This window comes from Streptomyces sp. NBC_00286, from assembly GCF_036173125.1.
Classification (GTDB): Bacteria; Actinomycetota; Actinomycetes; order Streptomycetales; family Streptomycetaceae; genus Streptomyces.
Genome location: NZ_CP108054.1, coordinates 3,737,422 through 3,754,983 on the forward strand (window position 1 = coordinate 3,737,422; position 17,562 = coordinate 3,754,983).

The 17,562-nt window shown below is 69.9% G+C and carries 21 protein-coding genes; 11 read left to right on the forward strand and 10 right to left on the reverse strand.

Features of this window, described 5'->3' with window-relative positions; all coding sequences use genetic code 11:
* Positions 1-346: 346 nt before the first annotated feature.
* From OHT21_RS44685 to OHT21_RS16955, 7 genes are all read right to left on the reverse strand, one after another.
* On the reverse strand, positions 347-1,207 hold the full coding sequence (locus OHT21_RS44685) for a DUF3017 domain-containing protein (RefSeq protein WP_443050384.1): 861 nt from the start codon (positions 1,205-1,207) through the stop codon (positions 347-349).
* A gap of 97 nt (positions 1,208-1,304) precedes the next feature.
* Positions 1,305-2,159: a bifunctional methylenetetrahydrofolate dehydrogenase/methenyltetrahydrofolate cyclohydrolase gene (locus tag OHT21_RS16930; RefSeq protein ID WP_328769152.1), complete on the reverse strand. Its 855-nt coding sequence runs from the start codon at positions 2,157-2,159 to the stop codon at positions 1,305-1,307.
* A gap of 88 nt (positions 2,160-2,247) precedes the next feature.
* A complete protein-coding gene (locus OHT21_RS16935; protein WP_328769153.1) occupies positions 2,248-2,955 on the reverse strand; it encodes an ABC transporter in 708 nt (235 codons plus the stop codon).
* Positions 2,952-4,541, reverse strand: a complete 1,590-nt coding sequence (locus OHT21_RS16940; RefSeq protein WP_328769154.1) for an ABC transporter permease — start codon at positions 4,539-4,541, stop codon at positions 2,952-2,954. The genes OHT21_RS16935 and OHT21_RS16940 overlap by 4 nt, the downstream gene beginning before the upstream one ends.
* Positions 4,538-5,413 carry an ABC transporter ATP-binding protein gene (locus OHT21_RS16945; protein ID WP_328769155.1) on the reverse strand — a complete coding sequence of 292 codons (876 nt, stop codon included), beginning with the start codon at positions 5,411-5,413 and terminating at the stop codon, positions 4,538-4,540. Before OHT21_RS16945 ends, OHT21_RS16940 begins: the two co-directional genes overlap by 4 nt.
* Positions 5,410-6,324 carry a zf-HC2 domain-containing protein gene (locus OHT21_RS16950; protein ID WP_328769156.1) on the reverse strand — a complete coding sequence of 305 codons (915 nt, stop codon included), beginning with the start codon at positions 6,322-6,324 and terminating at the stop codon, positions 5,410-5,412. The genes OHT21_RS16945 and OHT21_RS16950 overlap by 4 nt, the downstream gene beginning before the upstream one ends.
* Complete coding sequence (locus tag OHT21_RS16955) at positions 6,290-6,913, reverse strand: RNA polymerase sigma factor (RefSeq protein WP_328769157.1); 624 nt, start codon at positions 6,911-6,913, stop codon at positions 6,290-6,292. The genes OHT21_RS16950 and OHT21_RS16955 overlap by 35 nt, the downstream gene beginning before the upstream one ends.
* A gap of 270 nt (positions 6,914-7,183) precedes the next feature.
* On the opposite strand from OHT21_RS16955, the gene OHT21_RS16960 reads away from it, so the two are divergent.
* From OHT21_RS16960 to OHT21_RS16975, 4 genes are all read left to right on the forward strand, one after another.
* Positions 7,184-7,786, forward strand: coding sequence for a hypothetical protein (locus tag OHT21_RS16960; protein ID WP_328769158.1), 603 nt, complete (start codon positions 7,184-7,186; stop codon positions 7,784-7,786).
* Positions 7,787-8,091: 305 nt separating this feature from the next.
* Positions 8,092-8,706, forward strand: a complete 615-nt coding sequence (locus OHT21_RS16965) for an RDD family protein (protein WP_328769159.1) — start codon at positions 8,092-8,094, stop codon at positions 8,704-8,706.
* A gap of 180 nt (positions 8,707-8,886) precedes the next feature.
* Positions 8,887-9,396, forward strand: a complete 510-nt coding sequence (locus tag OHT21_RS16970) for a GNAT family N-acetyltransferase (protein WP_328769160.1) — start codon at positions 8,887-8,889, stop codon at positions 9,394-9,396.
* Between the two features lie 54 nt (positions 9,397-9,450).
* A complete protein-coding gene (locus tag OHT21_RS16975) occupies positions 9,451-10,044 on the forward strand; it encodes a pyridoxamine 5'-phosphate oxidase family protein (protein WP_328769161.1) in 594 nt (197 codons plus the stop codon).
* A 27-nt stretch (positions 10,045-10,071) separates the two neighbouring features.
* On the opposite strand, the gene OHT21_RS16980 is transcribed toward OHT21_RS16975, so the two are convergent.
* Positions 10,072-10,545, reverse strand: a complete 474-nt coding sequence (locus OHT21_RS16980; RefSeq protein ID WP_328769162.1) for an NUDIX hydrolase — start codon at positions 10,543-10,545, stop codon at positions 10,072-10,074.
* A 104-nt stretch (positions 10,546-10,649) separates the two neighbouring features.
* Here OHT21_RS16980 and OHT21_RS16985 point away from each other — a divergent pair, with 104 nt between their 5' ends.
* Positions 10,650-10,934 (forward strand): putative quinol monooxygenase, encoded by a 285-nt coding sequence (locus OHT21_RS16985; protein ID WP_328769163.1) that lies wholly within the window; start codon positions 10,650-10,652, stop codon positions 10,932-10,934.
* A gap of 4 nt (positions 10,935-10,938) precedes the next feature.
* Here the strand turns inward: OHT21_RS16985 and OHT21_RS16990 are convergent, their stop codons facing one another.
* A complete protein-coding gene (locus OHT21_RS16990) occupies positions 10,939-11,313 on the reverse strand; it encodes a DUF397 domain-containing protein (protein WP_328769164.1) in 375 nt (124 codons plus the stop codon).
* Positions 11,294-12,148 (reverse strand): helix-turn-helix domain-containing protein, encoded by an 855-nt coding sequence (locus OHT21_RS16995; protein ID WP_328769165.1) that lies wholly within the window; start codon positions 12,146-12,148, stop codon positions 11,294-11,296. The genes OHT21_RS16990 and OHT21_RS16995 overlap by 20 nt, the downstream gene beginning before the upstream one ends.
* Before the next feature lie 116 nt (positions 12,149-12,264).
* Between OHT21_RS16995 and OHT21_RS17000 the strand changes: the two genes are divergently transcribed.
* From OHT21_RS17000 to OHT21_RS17025, 6 genes are all read left to right on the forward strand, one after another.
* Complete coding sequence (locus OHT21_RS17000) at positions 12,265-12,492, forward strand: hypothetical protein (RefSeq protein WP_328769166.1); 228 nt, start codon at positions 12,265-12,267, stop codon at positions 12,490-12,492.
* Positions 12,489-12,860 carry an ATP-binding protein gene (locus OHT21_RS17005; RefSeq protein WP_328769167.1) on the forward strand — a complete coding sequence of 124 codons (372 nt, stop codon included), beginning with the start codon at positions 12,489-12,491 and terminating at the stop codon, positions 12,858-12,860. Before OHT21_RS17000 ends, OHT21_RS17005 begins: the two co-directional genes overlap by 4 nt.
* A gap of 184 nt (positions 12,861-13,044) precedes the next feature.
* Positions 13,045-13,785, forward strand: a complete 741-nt coding sequence (locus tag OHT21_RS17010) for an FHA domain-containing protein (protein ID WP_328769168.1) — start codon at positions 13,045-13,047, stop codon at positions 13,783-13,785.
* Entirely contained in the window at positions 13,782-15,221 is a 1,440-nt protein-coding gene (locus tag OHT21_RS17015) for a serine/threonine-protein kinase (RefSeq protein WP_328769169.1), read from the forward strand. The genes OHT21_RS17010 and OHT21_RS17015 overlap by 4 nt, the downstream gene beginning before the upstream one ends.
* A gap of 258 nt (positions 15,222-15,479) precedes the next feature.
* Complete coding sequence (locus OHT21_RS17020) at positions 15,480-17,141, forward strand: hypothetical protein (protein WP_328769170.1); 1,662 nt, start codon at positions 15,480-15,482, stop codon at positions 17,139-17,141.
* Entirely contained in the window at positions 17,053-17,373 is a 321-nt protein-coding gene (locus OHT21_RS17025) for a peptidoglycan-binding domain-containing protein (RefSeq protein ID WP_328769171.1), read from the forward strand. Before OHT21_RS17020 ends, OHT21_RS17025 begins: the two co-directional genes overlap by 89 nt.
* The last annotated feature ends 189 nt before the right edge of the window (positions 17,374-17,562 follow it).

Genomic DNA, 17,562 nt, shown 5'->3' on the forward strand with positions numbered 1-17,562 from the left:
CGTCAGATGGGAGGACGTTCGCGCAGGGGTGATGCGGTTGCGTCCCGCAAGGGCACGTTACCCAACCGGAACGGCATCCCCTGTCCCACCCGATTGTCATTGGCCATGGCATCCCAGCAGGTCAGGGCGTGGGACGTCCCTACTACCCCCGGAAACCCCGCCGGATCTGGCGGTTGACATGGCCGGGACGGCACGGTTGGTGACAAGCGGTTCACCAGCATCACGATGTCGTACGTCAACTGTTGAGGTCGCGGCACCACATGTCCACTTAGCCACCGTGGGGAAACACGGAGGCCCGCACTCCGACTCGGGGGAGAGTGCGGGCCTCCGCCATGCGCGCTCGTGCTCAGCGGACCGTGTAGCGCAGGATCTCCTCCAGGAACGGGATCTCCAGCTTCGGTTTGGGCTGGATCATCAGCGCGAGCAGCACGATGGTCACGCCCAGGACGCCGTACGTGACGAGGTCCGTGAAACGGGAGCGGACGGCGAGCATGCCCACACCGGGCAGCGCCCAGCGCAGTATGCCGGCCGCGAGCAGTGCCACTCCGATCAGCAGCGTGCCGTAACGGAAGACGTCAAACGCGGTGAGCAGCAAGCCGAACCCGACGGTCCCCGCAACGGTGAGCATCGGCCACTGCCGCGCCGGCGCGGGCGCGTCCCCGGACGCGGCGCGCCCCCCGCCCTCCGGGCGTGCGGTGTCCTTGGTGACCCGCGGAAACCGCCGGGTGGTCCGCTGTGGCTGCCCGTCGGGCCCGACGGTGCTGACGGCGTCCCGGGTGACGATCGCGCCCTCTCGCGGCAGGTCGTCGCCCGCCTCGGCGGAGTCCGCACCGCCGTCCTGCGACGACTCGGCGTCCTCCTGCTCCACATCCTGCGGCTGCGCGCCCCGCGACTCTCCGTTCCGCGACGGGTCGGCGGACGCCTTCGGGGCCTCCGCGGAACCGGAACGCGAACCGGAACCGGAACCCGGCTCGGCGGCACCCACCCGCGTCGCCTCCGGCGATTCGGTCGTGTCCCGGTTCTCCGTGGTGCCCAGGTTCTCCGTGGTGCCCCGGTTCTCCGTGGCGCTCCGGTTCTCCATGGTGCCCCGGTTCTCCATGGTGCCCCGGTTCTCCATGGTGCCCCGGTTCTCCATGGTGCCCCGGTTCTCCATGGTGCCCCGGTTCTCCATGGTGCCCCGGTTCTCCATGGTGCCCCGGTTCTCCATGGTGCCCCGGTTCTCCGTGGCGCCCCGGTTCCCCGTCGCGCCCCGGTTCCCCGTCGCGTCCCGGTTCCCCGTCGCGTCCCGGTTCCCCGTCGCGTCCTCAGCCGGCACTGCGTTCCGCCGCCTCGACCACGTTGACGAGGAGTTGGGCCCTGGTCATGGGGCCGACTCCGCCGGGGTTCGGTGAGATCCAGGCGGCGACCTCGGCGACGCCGGGGTGGACGTCACCGACGATCTTGCCCTCGGCGCTGCGGGAGACGCCGACGTCGAGGACCGCGGCGCCCGGCTTGACGTCCTCGGGGCGGACCAGGTGGGCGGAGCCGGCCGCGGCGATGACGATGTCCGCCCGCTTCAGGTGGGAGGCCAGATCACGCGTACCGGTGTGGCACTGCGTCACCGTCGCGTTCTCGCTGCGCCGGGTGAGCAGCAGCGGCATCGGGCGGCCGATGGTCACACCCCGGCCGACGACCACGACCTCGGCGCCCTTGATCTCCACGCCGTGCCGGCGCAGGAGGGTGAGGATGCCGTTCGGCGTGCAGGGCAGCGGCGCCGGCTCGTTCAGTACGAGACGGCCGAGGTTCATCGGGTGCAGACCGTCCGCGTCCTTGTCCGGGTCCATCAGCTCCAGGACACGGTTCTCGTCGATGCCTCTGGGCAGCGGGAGCTGGACGATGTATCCCGTGCAGGCCGGGTCCTCGTTGAGCTCGCGGACGACCGCCTCGATCTCCTCCTGAGTGGCGGTCGCGGGCAGCTCCCGCTGGATCGAGGCGATACCGACCTGTGCGCAGTCGCGATGCTTGCCCGCGACGTACTTCTGGCTGCCGGGGTCATCGCCCACCAGGACGGTTCCGAGACCGGGCGTGATGCCCTTCTCCTTCAGGGCCGCCACGCGGACGGTCAGATCGGACTTGATCGCGGCTGCGGTGGCCTTGCCATCGAGAATCTGGGCGGTCATGAACCCATCCTCCCGGATGACCGGCCCAGGGTTCCAATCAGGTCTCCCCCAAGGCTCCCCTCAAGATCGGCGATGTCGCGCCGCGCCGTCAGCGGACTGCCCGCCCAGCGGAAGCGGGAGAAGGAGCCGCGACTGGGGAAGTACGCCTCACACGCGGCCCATCCCGCAGCTGTGCCGCGCAGCCGACCAGGGCGACGACAAGTAGCACCGCCCACCGCAGGGTGGCATCGCTCCAGGCCGGATCACCGGGTATGGGAAACAGCTCCAGGCCGTCCGGCAGGAACAGCGCCGCCGTCACGAGGAGCGTCAGCGCAGGCGCGGCTATCAGGCTGCCCGCTCCCTGCGCCGAGCGCCGCACACCGAACAGGGCGAGGGCCAGCGTGCCGACGGCGAGCGTCGCGGCTTCCACCGCGAGCCCCCCGACGGGGAACGACTGCCGTGCGTCGGCCGCCACCCCCAGTCGGGCGAGGCTCGCCGAGGCACCCCACCAGAGTCCGAAGGCCAGCAGGCCCACGGCCATCCGCAGCCCGCTCCGCAGCCATCGCGAAACAGGGACCACCACGGTCGTCCGGGCCGCGGGGTCGTCAAGGAGGCAGGCGAGGCCGATGGCGGTCAGTACTGTCGCAATCCGCAACAGCACGGCGGCGGCGCCCGGTTGAACGTGCGCGGAGAACAGCGCGGGGCAGGCCGTACCGGCCACACCCACCATGCCGGCGCCGAGCAGCGGGAGGGTGCGTGTGGCCCGTAGGTCGGGCCCTAGGAGCGTACGCAGCACCGCGCCCGTGGAAGCATTCACTCGCACCTGCTCTCCTCACCTTCGGGCGCGGCCGGCGGGGCCGGGACACCCAGGAGGGCGGCCGCCTCGTCGGTCGTGGTGTCCGGCGCGGTGAGTTCCGTCCACGACTGCTTCACCTTGGCGCCGACTTCTGCGTCGGGCCGCGTCAGCAGGGTCCGTACGAGGTCCTGTTCCCGCCCGTCGACACCGAAGCCGGTGGCCGCGTCGAAGGTGTTGAGCGCGAGACCGCCGAAAGATCGCCCGGCCAACGAGTCGTAGGCCTCCCGGGTCTCGTCGGTCGCCTGGACCGCGAGCCACAGCGTGATCGCCCCGTGAGCACGGCAGATCGCTTGGTTCTGGGGATATGTGGGGGCTTCGCCGGTCACCGCGCGGTGCGCGAAGCTCCCGGCGAAGCCGAGCATGTGGTCGCCCGCGAGATCGCTGTGCGTGCCCCAGTCGGTGCTGACGGGGACGGCGCCCGGCGTCCCGGCCGCACGGTCGTCGGCGGCCCACCGCGCCACCGGCAACGGGGGTACGACACCCTCGTCCACCGTGCTCAGGAAGACGTGCTGGCGTACGGCATACCGCTTCTCCCGCGCGTCCTGCGGCACCCAGCGCAGCACTCCCCCGGTCACCTCCGCCCACTGCCGGTACCGGTCCTTGAACTCGGGGAAGGCGCAGTAATCGATGCCGTCGCGCTCGACGCACACCTGCTGCGACGACGGGGCGTTCTCGGCGGTCGTACGGGCCTCACGCACCTCGTCCGGCAGTCCGCGCTGCTGCGCGAAACCCGTGACGAGCACCGCGAGCAGGGCGACTCCGGCCGTCGCCTTGAACGCGGTCGAGCGACCGCCCGCGCGGAGCACCGCCACCGCGGCCATCAGTATCACCAGGGCGGCCAGATAGAGCAGATGCCAGCTCACGGGACGGTAGGTGAGTGAGGTGGGAAGCGGCGGAACGCCCTCGTCCTCGATGCCGACCAGACCCCACCACCGCGCATCCGACTTCGCCTGCAGTGCGCCCACCACCGTCATGATCCCGAGCGCGGCAATGGTGAGCGGCGCGGCCACCACGGACCGGACGACTCGGGCCGCCAAGACGCCGATCGCGCCGGCCAGGAGCACCACGAGCGGGCCGGTGGCGAGCTCCGCTATGGAGGGGCTGCCGACCGCCGCGTCCTGAGCGGCCGCGTATCCGATGCGCGCCCCGGCCAGGACCGCCGACAGCGCGGTCACCGGCAGCAGGGCGAGCAGCAGGGCCCAGGTGCGTCGCCAGGGCGGGAGCACCAGGAGGTCGAACATCGCGTCGGTGCCGTGCCGATACGAGCGGAGCGCGGCGAGGTCGGCCGCGAGCAGGGTTCCCGCCGCGATCAGCAGGAGCGACAGCTGGGTGTGGCGGTCCTCGTCGTGCAGCACCGGATAGCGGTCGTCGCCGGAGTACGCGCCGTACGCCCACTGCACCAGGTACAGCGCGAACGCGGCGAGTACCGCGGGGTGCCGCAGCAACCGCACGGCTTCGGCGCGGGCGAGCGCGCGCGTGGCGGCGGCCGCCGCGGAGGGGGTGGGGTTTTCGGCACGTACCGGGGTCTCGGTCATCGTGCCGCTCATGCCGCGGCCCCCTGACCGGCCCGCCGTCCGGTGTCGTCGAGGAGCAGCAGATAGCCGTCCTCCAGCGCCGGGTCCACGGTCGCGGCACCCGGCGGCGGGCTTCCGATGTTGCGGAACGTCCCATTGCCCGTACGCCATCCGGCCAGCGCCTGCGGGTCGCGCTCGGCGCTGCTCCACACCCGGCCCTGGGCGACGGCGTTCAGGCCGACCGGGTCGCCGTCGAACTTGACGACGCCGTGGTCGAGTACGACGACGCGGCTGCACAGGGCGGCGACGTCCTCGGTTTGATGAGTGGAGAGCAGGACGGTCCGTCCCTCTCCGATATCGGCGATCAACTCGCGGAAGCGCAGGCGCTGTTCGGGGTCGAGGCCGACGGTCGGCTCGTCGAGGATGAGCAGTTCGGGCTCGCCCGCGAGGGCCGCGGCGAGCGCCACGCGCTGCTTCATACCGCCCGACAGCGCCCGGATCCGCTTGCCGCGCTGCTCACTGAGGCCCACGGCGTCGAGCACCCGGCGCACTTCGTCGTGTCTGCGGCCGCGGTGCGTCATCTCCTTGAGGATCGCGACGTAGTCCACGAACTCGAAGGCGGTGAAGTTCGGGTGGAATCCGGGGTCCTGCGGCCGGAAGCCGAGGTGCCGCCTGATCTCCGTCCGCTGACGGGGATCGCGGGGATCCCGGCCCAGCACCCGGATCTCTCCGGCGTCGGGGTCGAGTGCGGTGGCCAGGGCCCGCAGCAGGGTGGTCTTGCCCGCACCATTGGGCCCGAGCAGGCCCGTGACGCCCGTCTGCAGCGACAAGGAGACGGAGTCGAGCGCCATGGAGCGCCGGTAGCGCACACTCAACTCCCTTACCTCGACGGTGTGATCGGTCATCGGGCAGTCCCCTGTCGGTAGGCGGGCCGGTCGAATGCGGTACGGGAGAGCAGCACGGCCGCCGAGGCCACGGCGAGCACCGCGGCCGAGGCGGTCTGTCCCGTCGCGCTGAAGACCGCGTCCGAGTCGTGGGTGGCTATCAGGACGGCGAGCCAGCCGGCCCCGGTCGCGCCGGCCGCGGTCGTGGAGTCCATACGTGCCGCCAGTGCGAGGCTCACGGCGGTGAGCGCGCAGCCGGGCAGCAGCCATCCGAAGGTGGCGAGGCCGAGTCCGGGCAGGGCCAGGCTGGCGGCGCCCGTCAGGGCTATGCAGGTGCCGAGGACCACCGAGGTGCGCAGCAGCACGAGCCGGAAGGCCCGTATGGGTGTCACCAGGCCCATCTCGTGCGCCGGGTCCCAGCGCCGACCGTAGGAGACGGCCACTCCGGCGACGGGCAGCAGCGGTGCGAGACCGAGGAAGAGCACCGGAGTCCCGGCCGGCTCGGCGAGGCGCGCGATCAGCGCGGCAAGCAGCAAGGTCAGGGCGGCGGCGCCCACCCAGGACGTACGCAGCGCCGGAGTCGCCGCGACCAGTCGCGCCACATGGTCCGGCACCCCGAACCGGAGCAACAGCCGCTCTGCCCTGCCGGGTACGGGTGCGTCGATCGCCACGTCGAGGCGCTGCCAGATGTGGTCCAGGGTCTGCGGGTCGGTGTGGCCGGACAGCCGTGAGCGGCAGAGCGGACAGCGGTCGAGGTGCGACTCGACGGCCAGCAGGGCGTGCGGTGGCGTCTCACCGCGCGCATAGACGCGCAGCAGCACGTCAGGTGTGTGCGGGTCAGGTGTGTGGCCGTCAGGCATGTGGCCAACAGGTGTGTGGCCGACAGGTGTGCGGTGGTCAGGACTCTCCTGCGGCAATCCCTGCTGCGTCATCCTCGCCTCCTCTCCAACCGGGCCGCGACCGCGACCCCTCGAGTTCCCGCTTGAGCAACTTGCGGGCGCGCATGGCACGCGTCTTCACCGTGCCGGGCGGCACCCCGAGGACGTTCGCGGCCTGCCGCACCGTCAGGCCGTCGACCACCGTCGCCTGCATGACGCGCCGGAGCTCCACGGGCAGCCGGGCCAACGCATCGGCCAGATCGCCGTGCCGGCCGCCGGCGAGCGCCTTCTCCTCCGCCGACGGTTCGACGGGCGTACGCAGCCGCTGCAGCGCCTGCTGCAGCCGCGAGCGGGCGCCACCCGCGCGGGCCTGGTCCGCGAGCCGTCGGGAGGCGATGCGCCACAACCAGCCGCCCATGTCCGCGACCTGCTGCTGCCGGCCGGCAGCACACGTGCGCCACAGGTCGCAGAACGTCTCCTGCACGATGTCGTCGAGCAGCGAGTCATCCGCGCAGCGGTGCCGCAACCGGCCGATCAGCCAAGGCGCGTAGTGACGGTAGAGCAGCCCGAAAGCATCGCGGTCCCCCTCGGCGACAGCCGCCACAAGGTCCGCTTCGGTATCCGAATCGCGCGACTCCCCCATCACACCTCTTCGTCGTAACGGCCCGCGCTTCCGGTTCACACACCCGATGTGACCCCCATCACAATCAAGTCTCGAACTCCGTCCAAGATCACCGATGTTGCACTTGCACAACGCATATGGAATCCGTCTGGACAAATAAGCGGCGCGTTAAGGACGATGACGGTCACAGTGCCGCGGGCAGTACCGGGGGGACGGGCCGCATCTGTAGAACTTTCCTCCGAAATGTGCCGCGTCGTCCCCGCACTTACGTCACGACGGAGGAAAGACGCCATGAGTTTCGGCGACCCGAACAACCCCTACGGTGCGCCGCAGGGCCAGCAGCCCGGATACCCGTCCCAGCAGCCCCCGGCTCAGCCCGGCTTCGGCGCTCCGCAGGGACAGCCGGGTTACGGCTACCCGCAGGCGCCGCCCCTCCAGCAGCAGCCGTACGGCGGCTACCCCGGCGGTCCGATGCAGATGCCGGGCGGTGTGAAGTCGGCGCGCGTGATGCTGTTCGTGATCGCCGGTCTTCAGGTGATCGGCGCCATCCTGATGGCGCTCTCCGCCGCCGCGTTGCAGGCGGCCAAGGAGGACCCGACTCTCCAGAACGAGGTCGAGTTCCAGCAGCTCGCCGACTTCTCGACACCCGTGCTGTGGCTGGCGACCGTCGGAGTCCTGGCCTGGGGCGTCTTCGCGGTCGTCCTCGGGGCGAAGATGGGCAGCGGCGGCAACGGTATCCGTATCGCCGCTTTGGTGTTCGCCGTCATCACCGCGATTCTCGGCATCTACCCGTTCCTCCTCGTCGGCCTGGTGCACACCGTGCTCGCGATCCTCATCGCGGTGTTCGTGGGCCGGTCGGACGGCGCCGCCTGGTTCAACCGCCCGCGCTACTGAGCCCAGTTGACGCCGCGAGTGCAAGGGGCGTTCTCCGGACGGCAGCTCCGGGGAGCGCCCCTTGCATATGCGCATGGTCGGCCGGTGAATCACCCACGGCCCCTGGCGTCCATCGAAGATCAGCGATGTTGCACTTGCACAACTCCTCCGGGATCTGGCTGGACAAATACGCCTGGCCTTTAGAACGATGAGCGCGCAGTGCCGCGGGTAGTGCACGGGGGACAGACCGCGATCAGCTCGATCTTCGATCTTTCCTCCGTACAAGCCGCGTCGTCCCCGCACTTTCCAACGGAGGAATCACCGCCATGAGCTTTGGCGACCCGAACAACCCGTACGGACAGCCGCCCCCGCAGGGTGGGCAGCAGCCGTACGGCTACCCGCAGCAGCAGCCGCCGCAGGGCCAGCCCGGTTACGGCTACCCACAGCAGGCCCCGCAGGGTGTCCCGCCCCAGCAGGGTTACGGCTACCCCCAGCAGCCCGGCGGACAGTACCCGCAGCAGGGGCAGATGTACGGCGGTACGCCCCCCTATGCCCACTGGGGTACGCGGGTGCTCGCGACACTGGTGGACTCGCTCGTCCTCCTCGTCGCCTACATCCCCGTGGTGATCGGGGCGGCGATCGGTGACACCGTGGGGGCCATCCTCAGCGTCATCGGCTTTCTCGTCATCATCGGCGTGGTGATCTGGATGCTGATGCAGGAGGGCAAGACCGGCCAGACCATCGGCAAGAAGACCATGGGCATCCGACTGCTGCGGGAGAGCGACGGCCAGCCGCTCGGCGTCGGCATGGCATTCGTCCGCCGCATCGCCCACTTCCTCGACAGCGCCGCGTGCTACATCGGCTGGCTCTGGCCGCTGTGGGACGACAAAAAGCAGACCTTCGCCGACAAGGTCTGCAGCACGGTGGTCGTCAAGGCCTGAGCCTGACGGACGCGCTCACGCCACTTACGCCAAGGGCCGTGTCCCACCCCGCGAGGGAGGGGCACGGCCCTGGCACGTTGCCGCGCACGTCGCCTGCCGGCGGGGTCCGAGGGCAGCACTCGATGTCACCCTCGCGAAAACAACTCGCTCCGGATTGTGGCGAACTGAAGAATGACGGCCATGCAGACTCGACAAGCGTCGCCTGATGACGCATCAGCGGTCGCCGTCGTCTACGTGCGCTCGTGGCAGGCGGCCTTTGCGGGTCTGGTTCCCCAGCACTACCTCGACGCGATGGACCAGAGCCGCGAAGAGGCCGATTGGAAGGCACGCATCGCGGAGGCCCAGTGGCCGCGGACGGGAGTACTGGTAGCCGAAACCGAGGCGGCCATCGTCGGGTTCGCAAGCTTCGGCCCGTCGCAGGAGACCCCAGCCGTCGCGGAAATCGGCACGCTCTACGCGATACCCGAGGTCTGGGGCGCCGGCATCGGAAGGCAGTTGATGCTGGCCACGCTGACGACCCTGGTACAGGCCGACTACACGCAAGCCACCTTGTGGGTCCTGGAGGCCAACGAACGGGCCCGGCGATTCTACGAAGCCGCAGGCTGGCGCCCGGACGGAGCGGCCGTGGAGGACACGACCGGCGGTGCCTCTCTCAACAAGTTGCGTTACCGGATCTTGGTGCGTGCGTGATCCCTGGCTCGTGCTGCGTGGGCGGGGCACCCAACGGCCCCTCATAATCGACGCATGGGGAAGAACTACGAGCGGATTGACGGCAGGCTGCGTGCCTTCATCGAGGCGCAGCACATCTTCTTCACCGCGACGGCGCCGCTGGACGGCGCGGGCACAGTCAACCTTTCGCCCAAAGGCCTGACCGGTTCGTTCGCCGTGCTCGACGAACTCACCGTGGCCTACCTCGATTTCGCCGGCAGCAACGCCGAGACGATCGCCCATCTGCGCGAGAATGGCCGCATCACCCTGATGTGGTGCGCCTTCGACGGCCCGCCCAACATCGTGCGCGTGCACGGCCGCGGAGAGCCGGTCTTCCGCGACGATGCGCGATGGGCGGAGCTGATGAGCCACTTCCCGGACATCGACCCGACCCTGCACGGCCTGCGCGCGATCATCGTCGTGACCGCGGAGAACATCCGCGACACCTGCGGGTACGCCGTCCCGCGTATGACCTACGACGAGGACCGCCCGCTGCACGCGTCGCGCTTCGCCCGCGAGACCGATGACTCGCTCGACGCGTACTTCCAGAAGAAGGAACACGTCGCGACCAGCATCGACGGCCTGCCAGGGTTGCCGCTGCCGCTGCCACCGCTTCCGCCCACCGAATGACTCCCGGCAGATCTTGATCCACCCGGGTCACTGAGCGATGTCGTGCCAGGGGCCCTCGGGCGCAAGGGCTCGGAGCACGGCCGGTAGTTGTGGCGGTTCGATCCGGTCCGGTAGGGAGTTCAGGTCGGGCCATGCGATCCAGGCGTGACCGTGGAGGTTGGCTCGTTCGTCGGGGAGCAGGCCGGTTTGTGACAACTCCGGTTGGTGCTCCGTGAAATGGGCTACGAAGAAGTGTTCCTGGCCGACGTACCGCCTGCCGTTCCACCGCACGTCGCGGTCGACCGGTACCGAACGGTCGAGGACCGCGGCCGGGTCCAGGCCGGTCTCCTCGGCCAGTTCGCGACGGGCTGCTGTCAGCGGGGTCTCGCCGGGTTCGATGCCTCCGCCGGGCGGCTCCCAGAGCAGTGCCCCGTCGAAGGGGTCACGCCAGTGGAGAAGGAGGAGTCGGTGGGCGGCGTCCAGGCAGATCACCCGCGCTGCGGGCCGATGTGTTGTCTCCACGATTCCGACACTAAGCGGTGTCTCGTCGTGTGACCGATGAGTTTGCCGTGCCGCTGCGGTCTGTCTCGGTAGCGCTGCACCACACCACACGACTTGGAGCAAACGTGATCATCATTGCCGGAAAGCTGTACGTGGACGCTGCCGCCCGCGACGCGTACCTCGCCGGGTGCTCAAAGGTGATCGAGCAGGCTCGGGCCGCCCCCGGCTGCCTCGACTTCGCCCTGTCAGCCGACCTGATCGAGCCGAATCGGATCAACGTGTACGAGCGTTGGGATACGGACGAGGACCTCGAACGCTTCCGCGGCGCGGGCCCCGAGCCCGAGCAGGCGGCTCAGATCCGCGACGCCGCGGTGAGCAGGTACCGGATTTCCGGTGTCGAGGCTCCATAGGCGATCAACTCGTCGGTACGTCGGTGCCCTTGAGCGCGGTGATGAAGGGAGCCCAGGCGTTCGCGGGGAAGAGGAGGGCGGGGCCCTGGAGGTTCTTGGAGTCGCGGACGGGGACGAGGCCGGGGAGGTCGTCGCGGACCTCGACACACTCCCCGCCGGAGCCGTTGCTGTAGGTGCTCTTGCGCCAGCGGGCGGCGCCAGGGAAGCCTTCGGCGACTTCGACGCAGTCTCCGCCGTCACCGTTGCTGTAACTGGACTTGCGCCAGCGGGCGGCCCCGACGAAGCCCTCGGCGACCTCGACACAGTTCCCGCCGTCGCCGTTGCTGTAGCTGCTCTTGCGCCAGACAGCGGTGCTCAAGTCAATCCGGTTGCTTGCCATTTCGGTAATCCTCTGCCGCTGCCTCGATCATGGCGAGGGACGCCTCCGGCGGCAGTGCGGCGGCCCTGAGCCGATCGTATGCCTTGCGGTAGCTCTTCACGAGGGCAGGATCGTCGATGGTGTCCCCGCTGTACGACGACTCCGTGTAGACGAGGGGCGGGGCGTCCGGGAAGGTCATGGTCATGACGGTGCCCAGCATGAGCGGGTGCGGTCCGCAGTTCCACGGAAGGATCTGTGGAGCGATCCGGCGCCGCCGCGCCAGCGCCGCGATCCTCTCCAGCTGTACGGCCATCTCCTCCGGCGGGATGATCGGGTTGCGCAGCAGCACCTCCGGCAGGACCACCCAGTACTCCGGCTGCTTGTCGTCGTCCTCGAAGAGGCGGGCCCGCGCCATCCGGGCGCTCACCTTCTCCTCCACCTCGTCGTCGGACATCAGCGGATGAGCCGCCAGGACGACGGCCCGTGCGTACGCTGGAGTCTGCAACAGCCCGGGAATGCCGGTGGGGCACCACTCCTCGATGCTCTCGGCGTGCTTCTCCGCTTCCAGCACGCGCTCGAAATACCCAGCGTGCCCCTTCCGCTTGGCCTTCCGCACGTCCTCGCACCGTCGCCCGAAGAACCCGTCCGTCTTCAGCACCCGGTCCACATGTCCGGCGAGGTCCTCGGGCATTCTCCGCTGGCCCCGCTCGATCTCGCTCAGGTAGGTAGGGGCGTAGAAGCTGCCCTCCACCGTCTCCTGCAGCGTGAGCCCCATCTCCTCCCGCTTCCACCGCAACTCCTTGCCGTAGAACTCGGGAACGCTCGCCGAACCGTCAATGTCCTTGCGCGCAACCATCGTTGACCACCTGTTTCCACACCCGGTGCCGTGGACCCCAAACCCCTTTTACGGTACGCCGCCCGACGTCAAAGTGTGACGAGTTCGTCACGCAACGCACTGGAAGGCGTACAGCCATGACCCACCACCACGGCGACCCCCACGACGTACAGGAGTACGTGGAACAACTCCGCACCGCGCTCGCAGCGAACGGCATCACCTTGCCGTCCATCGGCGTAGAGGCGACAACCTTCGCGGGGACCTACCCGCCCCGCCACGGAGGCCTCGTCGCGCTCGGCAACTGCAACACCGCCACCGCTCGCAAGCTGGCCGAGGCCCTGGACAAGGCGGCGGGCAGCCGGTGAAGCGCCTGGTCCTCGAACTGCTCGCGGTCCCCAAGGCCGTTCCCGAGGTCCGGCGCGCTGTGCGCGAGTACCTGGCCCGGCCCTGCCCCGAAGTGCAGCTCTGCGTCAGCGAGTTGCTGGCGAACGTGATCAATCACCTCGGCGAGGGCACGCCCGTGACCGTGCGTCTGGCCCGTACGGACGGGGGCCGTGCGCGGCTGGAGGTCAGCGACCCGGACGCGTACGCCTGGCTCATCCGGCGCCGGCCGGGGCCGGACGACGAGACGGGCCGCGGGCTCCTGCTGCTCGACGCGGTCGCGCTGCGGTGGGGCGTGGATCAAGGGACGGGCGGCAAGACGGTGTGGTGCGAGCTTCCGCAAGGCGCGTGAACAGGGGTCGTCCCGTTCGCAAGCAGGCAACGGGTGAACATCAGGCGAACGAAGAGTGATTGATCCGCGTGGCTTAGTTCTGTTGCGCACTCAACGGCCGTGTCCTCGTCGCGCCGCCGGGACATGTCCCCAGTAACACGCCTTAGTCTGACCCTCGTTGGGCCAGGAGGAGGGGGACTACTCCATGTACAGCGTCATTGTGGTGCCGCCGTGCGGCACTGGATCGGACGACCAGATCAAGCTCTCGGCGGGTGAGCGGCTCACCTTCGGCCGGTCCGAGACCGGCAACGGGCTTGCGATCGCACACGCAGGGGTCTCCCGGATCGCCGGGGAGATCACCGCGCACCGGGCCTTCTGGATCCTGAGCAACCTCAGCCAGGAGCAGACCTACGTGGTGGAGAACCCGGAGGGCGCGGGCGAGCACATCAAGGTCGCTCCGGGCCGTCTGGACGCGCCCGTGTCGTTCGAGTTCTCGCGCGTGGTACTGCCCGCGGCGGGCGATCTGCTCAGCTTCGACGTGTGGGCGCCGCGCCACACCTACCGCAGCGCGGACCGCCCAGGGCTCTCCGGCGCCACCACGGCCCAGGCGTTCGCCCTCGACCGCACCAAGCGGTACTTCGCGGTGCTGGCCGCCCTGTGCGAACCGCGGCTACGCGGTGAGCCCCACGCCCCGCTGCCCACCGTCGACCAGCTCGTGGAACGCCTGCGGCACACCTGGCCCGCGGCCAACCGTTCCTCCGTCTACTGGAACATCGACTACCTGGCGGTCAAGCTCCGCCTGAGACCCGCCCCGGACACGGCGGAACCCGGCCCACGCCTCTACGGCAAGAAGGAGTCGCTGGTCTCGCTCGCGCTCCGTTTCGACCTCGTACGGGAGGACGATCTCGTCGTCCTCGCGGCGGTCCCCAGCGAGGTGGCGCGGTGAACGGACCCTCGTACGCCGTCCCCGTTCCGAAGGGCTACCGGGTGGGCCCCTGGGAGGTGCGCGAGCCGCTCGCGTCGGGCGCGTTCGGCAGCGTCTACGCGGCCCGGCGCACCGGTGATGAGGGCGGGGGCGACGGCGGGGAGACCGTCGCCGGCCAGGGAGCCGGTCCGCTGCCCTGGCACGCGGCGCTCAAGTTCCTGCCGACGGGCACCCGTACCCCGCGCCAACTGCACCATCTGCGCGAACTCGCCCATCGCGAACAAGAGTTGCTGAAGCGGCTACGCTCACCACGGCTGATCCGGATGTACGAGGCGCTGACGGTCGACGACCCTCAGCACCCCGAACTCGACGGCGCCACCGTCCTCGTACTGGAACGGGCCGAAGGTTCGCTCGCAGCGCTGCTGGACCGGTCGCCCACTCCGGAATCCGGTCCCGGCCTGCTCGCCCAGGTCTGCGAGGGACTGCACCAGTTGCACGCCGCGGGCTGGGTGCACGGCGATCTCAAGCCCGCCAACGTCCTGCTGATGAAGGACGGTTCCGCCCGTCTCGCCGACTTCAACCTGGCCGCGGAGATGGAGGGCACCCACGCGTACGCCCCAGCCTTCGCCACCCCCGACTACACACCACCGGAACTGCTCTGGTCCGAGATCAGCGAACGCGGTCAGCAGATCCGCCCGACCGCCGACATCTGGGCCTTCGGCGTGCTGGCCCACCTCGTCCTGACCGGTGATTTCCCCCTGCCGGGCGGCATCACGGAGGCCCGCCGCGACGCGACGGTGCGATACGCGCGCGGCGCCGAGGAACTACGCCTGTCCCCCGAACTCCCCCCGGACTGGCGGGAGATCATCACGGACTGCCTGGCCCCGTCGCACGAGGAACGCGCCGCCCGTTGCACCGACACGGCCTCGCTGCTGCGCCGGGTGGAACAGGCGGCCGGAACCACCCGCTCGCCCCGCCTGCCCCGGCTCCGCCCGCGCAAGTGGCTCCGCCCCGCCCTGGCGACCGGCGTCGCGGCGGCCGTGCTGGCGCTGGCCGCGACAGTGACGTACGCGATGCGGGACGACGGGCCGACGTACGGCTATCACCGCTGCCCCTTCGGATCTGTCTGCTTCTTCAGCGAGGAGTTCGGCATGGGCGAGATGTGCAGTTGGAAGGGCGACGACGCCGACTGGCTGTCGGGGAAGGAGACCTGCATGTGGACCCGCGACCGCCCGGTGAGGTCGATCTTCAACAACGGCGACGAGGCGACAGGCCTCGGGGGCGTGGCCTACTACCGAGGTCGGGACTTCACACCTGTCGGCGAGGACATCACCCGCAAGAACTCCCGCAACCGAACCGGCTGCACCGCCCAACGCGCCCAAGGAAACCTGGCGGGCACCTACGCACCGCTGTCCCACAGGTGGATCGAACACTGCGGGGACGGGGCCTCGGACTGACACCGTCGCGCCGGGGTGACAGGGCTGCAGGGCAGACGGCGGCAGCCAGGTCAGAGAGGCCCAGGGCCGGCTCAAGCACCGTCGTAGCCTCACCGAAGTCGGCGAGGTGGAGGGCGACTTCGGCCCTCTGACCGTGCGACGGTCGTCACCTTCCAGAAGCCCGCGGTACCTGAACAGTTTCAGGTAACGAGGCCTTGACGGGACCGTCCGGGCCGTCCCCAGACTGGAGTTACCTGGAGTCAGCCAACGGGGGGCACGATGGCCGGGCACGACGGGGAACGGGGCAAGCAGGTCGCAGGGGATGCGGACGGGGAAACAGAGACGGAGACGGAGTCCATCCATTCCGCGCATCTTCTCCTCGCGCTCGCCCTCGGCTGCGCCGCCGTGCTCGCCTTTTACGCGGCGTTCCCGCTCACGGACGCGCTGACCGAGGCGCAGTCCGACGACTTCGGCACGGCGGCCTGGTTCCCCCGGGTTTTGGCCGTCGGCGCGTCCGTCGTGCTGGTGCTGTCGATGGGGCGGCGGGGCGGGGCGATCGCAGCGGGTGCGCTGGCGGGGCTGGCGGGCGTCGTCGGCCTGGTGAGGTATCTGACGTGGACCCGTCCCGAACCGGTGTGGATCCTGCCACCCAGCACCGAGTTGAGGCCCGCCGCTTCCCTGGCGCTGGCGCTGATGTGCGCCGCCGTCGTTCTCCTGTGCGTCCCGCTCGCGCGGCGGCGCAGGCCGTGGTTCGGCCTCGGGGAGGCGGCGGCGGGGCGGGCGGGTGCGGTACGGCGCCGGATCCAGCAGGTGATGGTGATGCTGATCGTAGGCAGCCTGCTGGGCGGGGTGCTGGGCGGTGCCGGAACGCTGGGTGCCGCGCTGGTGCGGGGCGACCGGGAGACGCTGACCCTGCCGCGCCAGGAGGTGCACGCCGTACCGGAGGAACGGTGGTACAACGGCGCGTTACAGACGGACACTCCGACGGTGTGGCCGAAGGGCGTGCCGTCGGAACGCGCCTGGGAGCGGAACTTCGACAGCCCGGTCGCACTGAGCACATGCGAGCGGAAGCGCGGCGAGTCCGACGAGGACGTGTACCAGCGCGGCACGGTGGTGGGCATCGACGACGACCTCGCGGCGGAGGGCGCCTCGGTCGTCGGCGTCGACGCCGGTACCGGGGAGCAGCGCTGGCGCTACACCGTGCCGACGACCCGGCACGCCACGATCCACCAGGTCGGGGTGAGCGAGGGGTGCGCCATCCACGTCCTCGTCGACAACTCCCTCACCACCCTCGACGCCTTCGACGGCTCGGTACGCGGGCGGCTGCTGCTGTCCTCGCGGCACCGCAGCGAGCAGACCGACCTCTCGGGCCAAAAGACGAACTGGGGGTGGTCGTTCATCACCTCCACGCGCGTCTTGTGGGACGCCAAGGAAAGGCCGACTCGGGTGGTGCAACTCCCGCCGCAGGACTACACGTTCATCCGCGATCCGCAGCAGACCGTACTGGCCGTCCGGAAAAGCAACGGCCAGGCAGTCGCGAGAGGACCCTACGACGGGGCCTGCGGCTTTCTGACACACGGCTCCTACACGGCCTGGGGGCAGGCCTTGGTCGTGGACGACTGCGTGGGCCGGGTCCGCAGCTTCGGCGTTCTGGAGTACGACGAGTCGGAGCGCGTGACTCCCAAGCTGTACGGCTTCCCGCAGACGAGCGCCCGCGTCCCGCAGTCCTGCGAGAAGGGTGATGCCACGGCGGCCGCCTCCTCCGGCAGCACTCTCCTGGTGTTCCGGAGCGGTCGCCGCCGCCCCTGCCGCCTCATCGGCGTCGTACCCGACCTGCAACGCCGTCAAGAAGGTGTCCCTGTCCTCGACGGTCTCGGTCAGGCAGCCCTACTACACGGGCACCGGCACAAGGAACTGCATCCTGGCCTCCGGAAGCAGTAGCACGGCCGTCACCGCGCTCCAGGACGCCCTGATCACCTGCTACAAGGAGGACACGGGCGGCAAGGACGGGATCTATGGCAGCAAGACGAAGCGGGCCGTGTGGAACGTCCAGGGCAAGTACGACAACCTCACCCAGGACGGCATCTACGGCCCGGCCACCCGCAAGATGATGGGCTGGCGCGTCTACACCAACGGCAACGCCACCACCCAGTGCACGGCGCCTGGCACCTGAGGTGAGACAGGGGCGGGGTCGACCCTGGAACTTTTCAGGTACCGCCCTCCCGCCCCGTCCGCCACCATGGCTCCGTGCCGTCCCCGGGGGGAGACGGTACGGCTGACAAGGCCGCGGTGAGCACCACGGTCTCCGTGCTCACCGCGGCCTTGCCCGTTGCACCACCCCATGCAATGAGCCCTTCCCAAC

What these genes read in the sequence shown, in the direction of transcription:
- OHT21_RS44685 (WP_443050384.1), bottom strand. Translation starts at nt 1,207, where the DNA reads ATGGAGAACCGGGGCACCATGGAGAACCGGGGCACCATGGAGAACCGG.
- OHT21_RS16930 (WP_328769152.1), bottom strand. Translation starts at nt 2,159, where the DNA reads ATGACCGCCCAGATTCTCGATGGCAAGGCCACCGCAGCCGCGATCAAG.
- OHT21_RS16940 (WP_328769154.1), bottom strand. Translation starts at nt 4,541, where the DNA reads ATGAGCGGCACGATGACCGAGACCCCGGTACGTGCCGAAAACCCCACC.
- OHT21_RS16945 (WP_328769155.1), bottom strand. Translation starts at nt 5,413, where the DNA reads ATGACCGATCACACCGTCGAGGTAAGGGAGTTGAGTGTGCGCTACCGG.
- OHT21_RS16950 (WP_328769156.1), bottom strand. Translation starts at nt 6,324, where the DNA reads ATGACGCAGCAGGGATTGCCGCAGGAGAGTCCTGACCACCGCACACCT.
- OHT21_RS16955 (WP_328769157.1), bottom strand. Translation starts at nt 6,913, where the DNA reads ATGGGGGAGTCGCGCGATTCGGATACCGAAGCGGACCTTGTGGCGGCT.
- OHT21_RS16960 (WP_328769158.1), top strand. Translation starts at nt 7,184, where the DNA reads ATGAGTTTCGGCGACCCGAACAACCCCTACGGTGCGCCGCAGGGCCAG.
- OHT21_RS16965 (WP_328769159.1), top strand. Translation starts at nt 8,092, where the DNA reads ATGAGCTTTGGCGACCCGAACAACCCGTACGGACAGCCGCCCCCGCAG.
- OHT21_RS16970 (WP_328769160.1), top strand. Translation starts at nt 8,887, where the DNA reads ATGCAGACTCGACAAGCGTCGCCTGATGACGCATCAGCGGTCGCCGTC.
- OHT21_RS16975 (WP_328769161.1), top strand. Translation starts at nt 9,451, where the DNA reads ATGGGGAAGAACTACGAGCGGATTGACGGCAGGCTGCGTGCCTTCATC.
- OHT21_RS16990 (WP_328769164.1), bottom strand. Translation starts at nt 11,313, where the DNA reads ATGGCAAGCAACCGGATTGACTTGAGCACCGCTGTCTGGCGCAAGAGC.
- OHT21_RS16995 (WP_328769165.1), bottom strand. Translation starts at nt 12,148, where the DNA reads ATGGTTGCGCGCAAGGACATTGACGGTTCGGCGAGCGTTCCCGAGTTC.
- OHT21_RS17000 (WP_328769166.1), top strand. Translation starts at nt 12,265, where the DNA reads ATGACCCACCACCACGGCGACCCCCACGACGTACAGGAGTACGTGGAA.
- OHT21_RS17010 (WP_328769168.1), top strand. Translation starts at nt 13,045, where the DNA reads ATGTACAGCGTCATTGTGGTGCCGCCGTGCGGCACTGGATCGGACGAC.
- OHT21_RS17020 (WP_328769170.1), top strand. Translation starts at nt 15,480, where the DNA reads ATGGCCGGGCACGACGGGGAACGGGGCAAGCAGGTCGCAGGGGATGCG.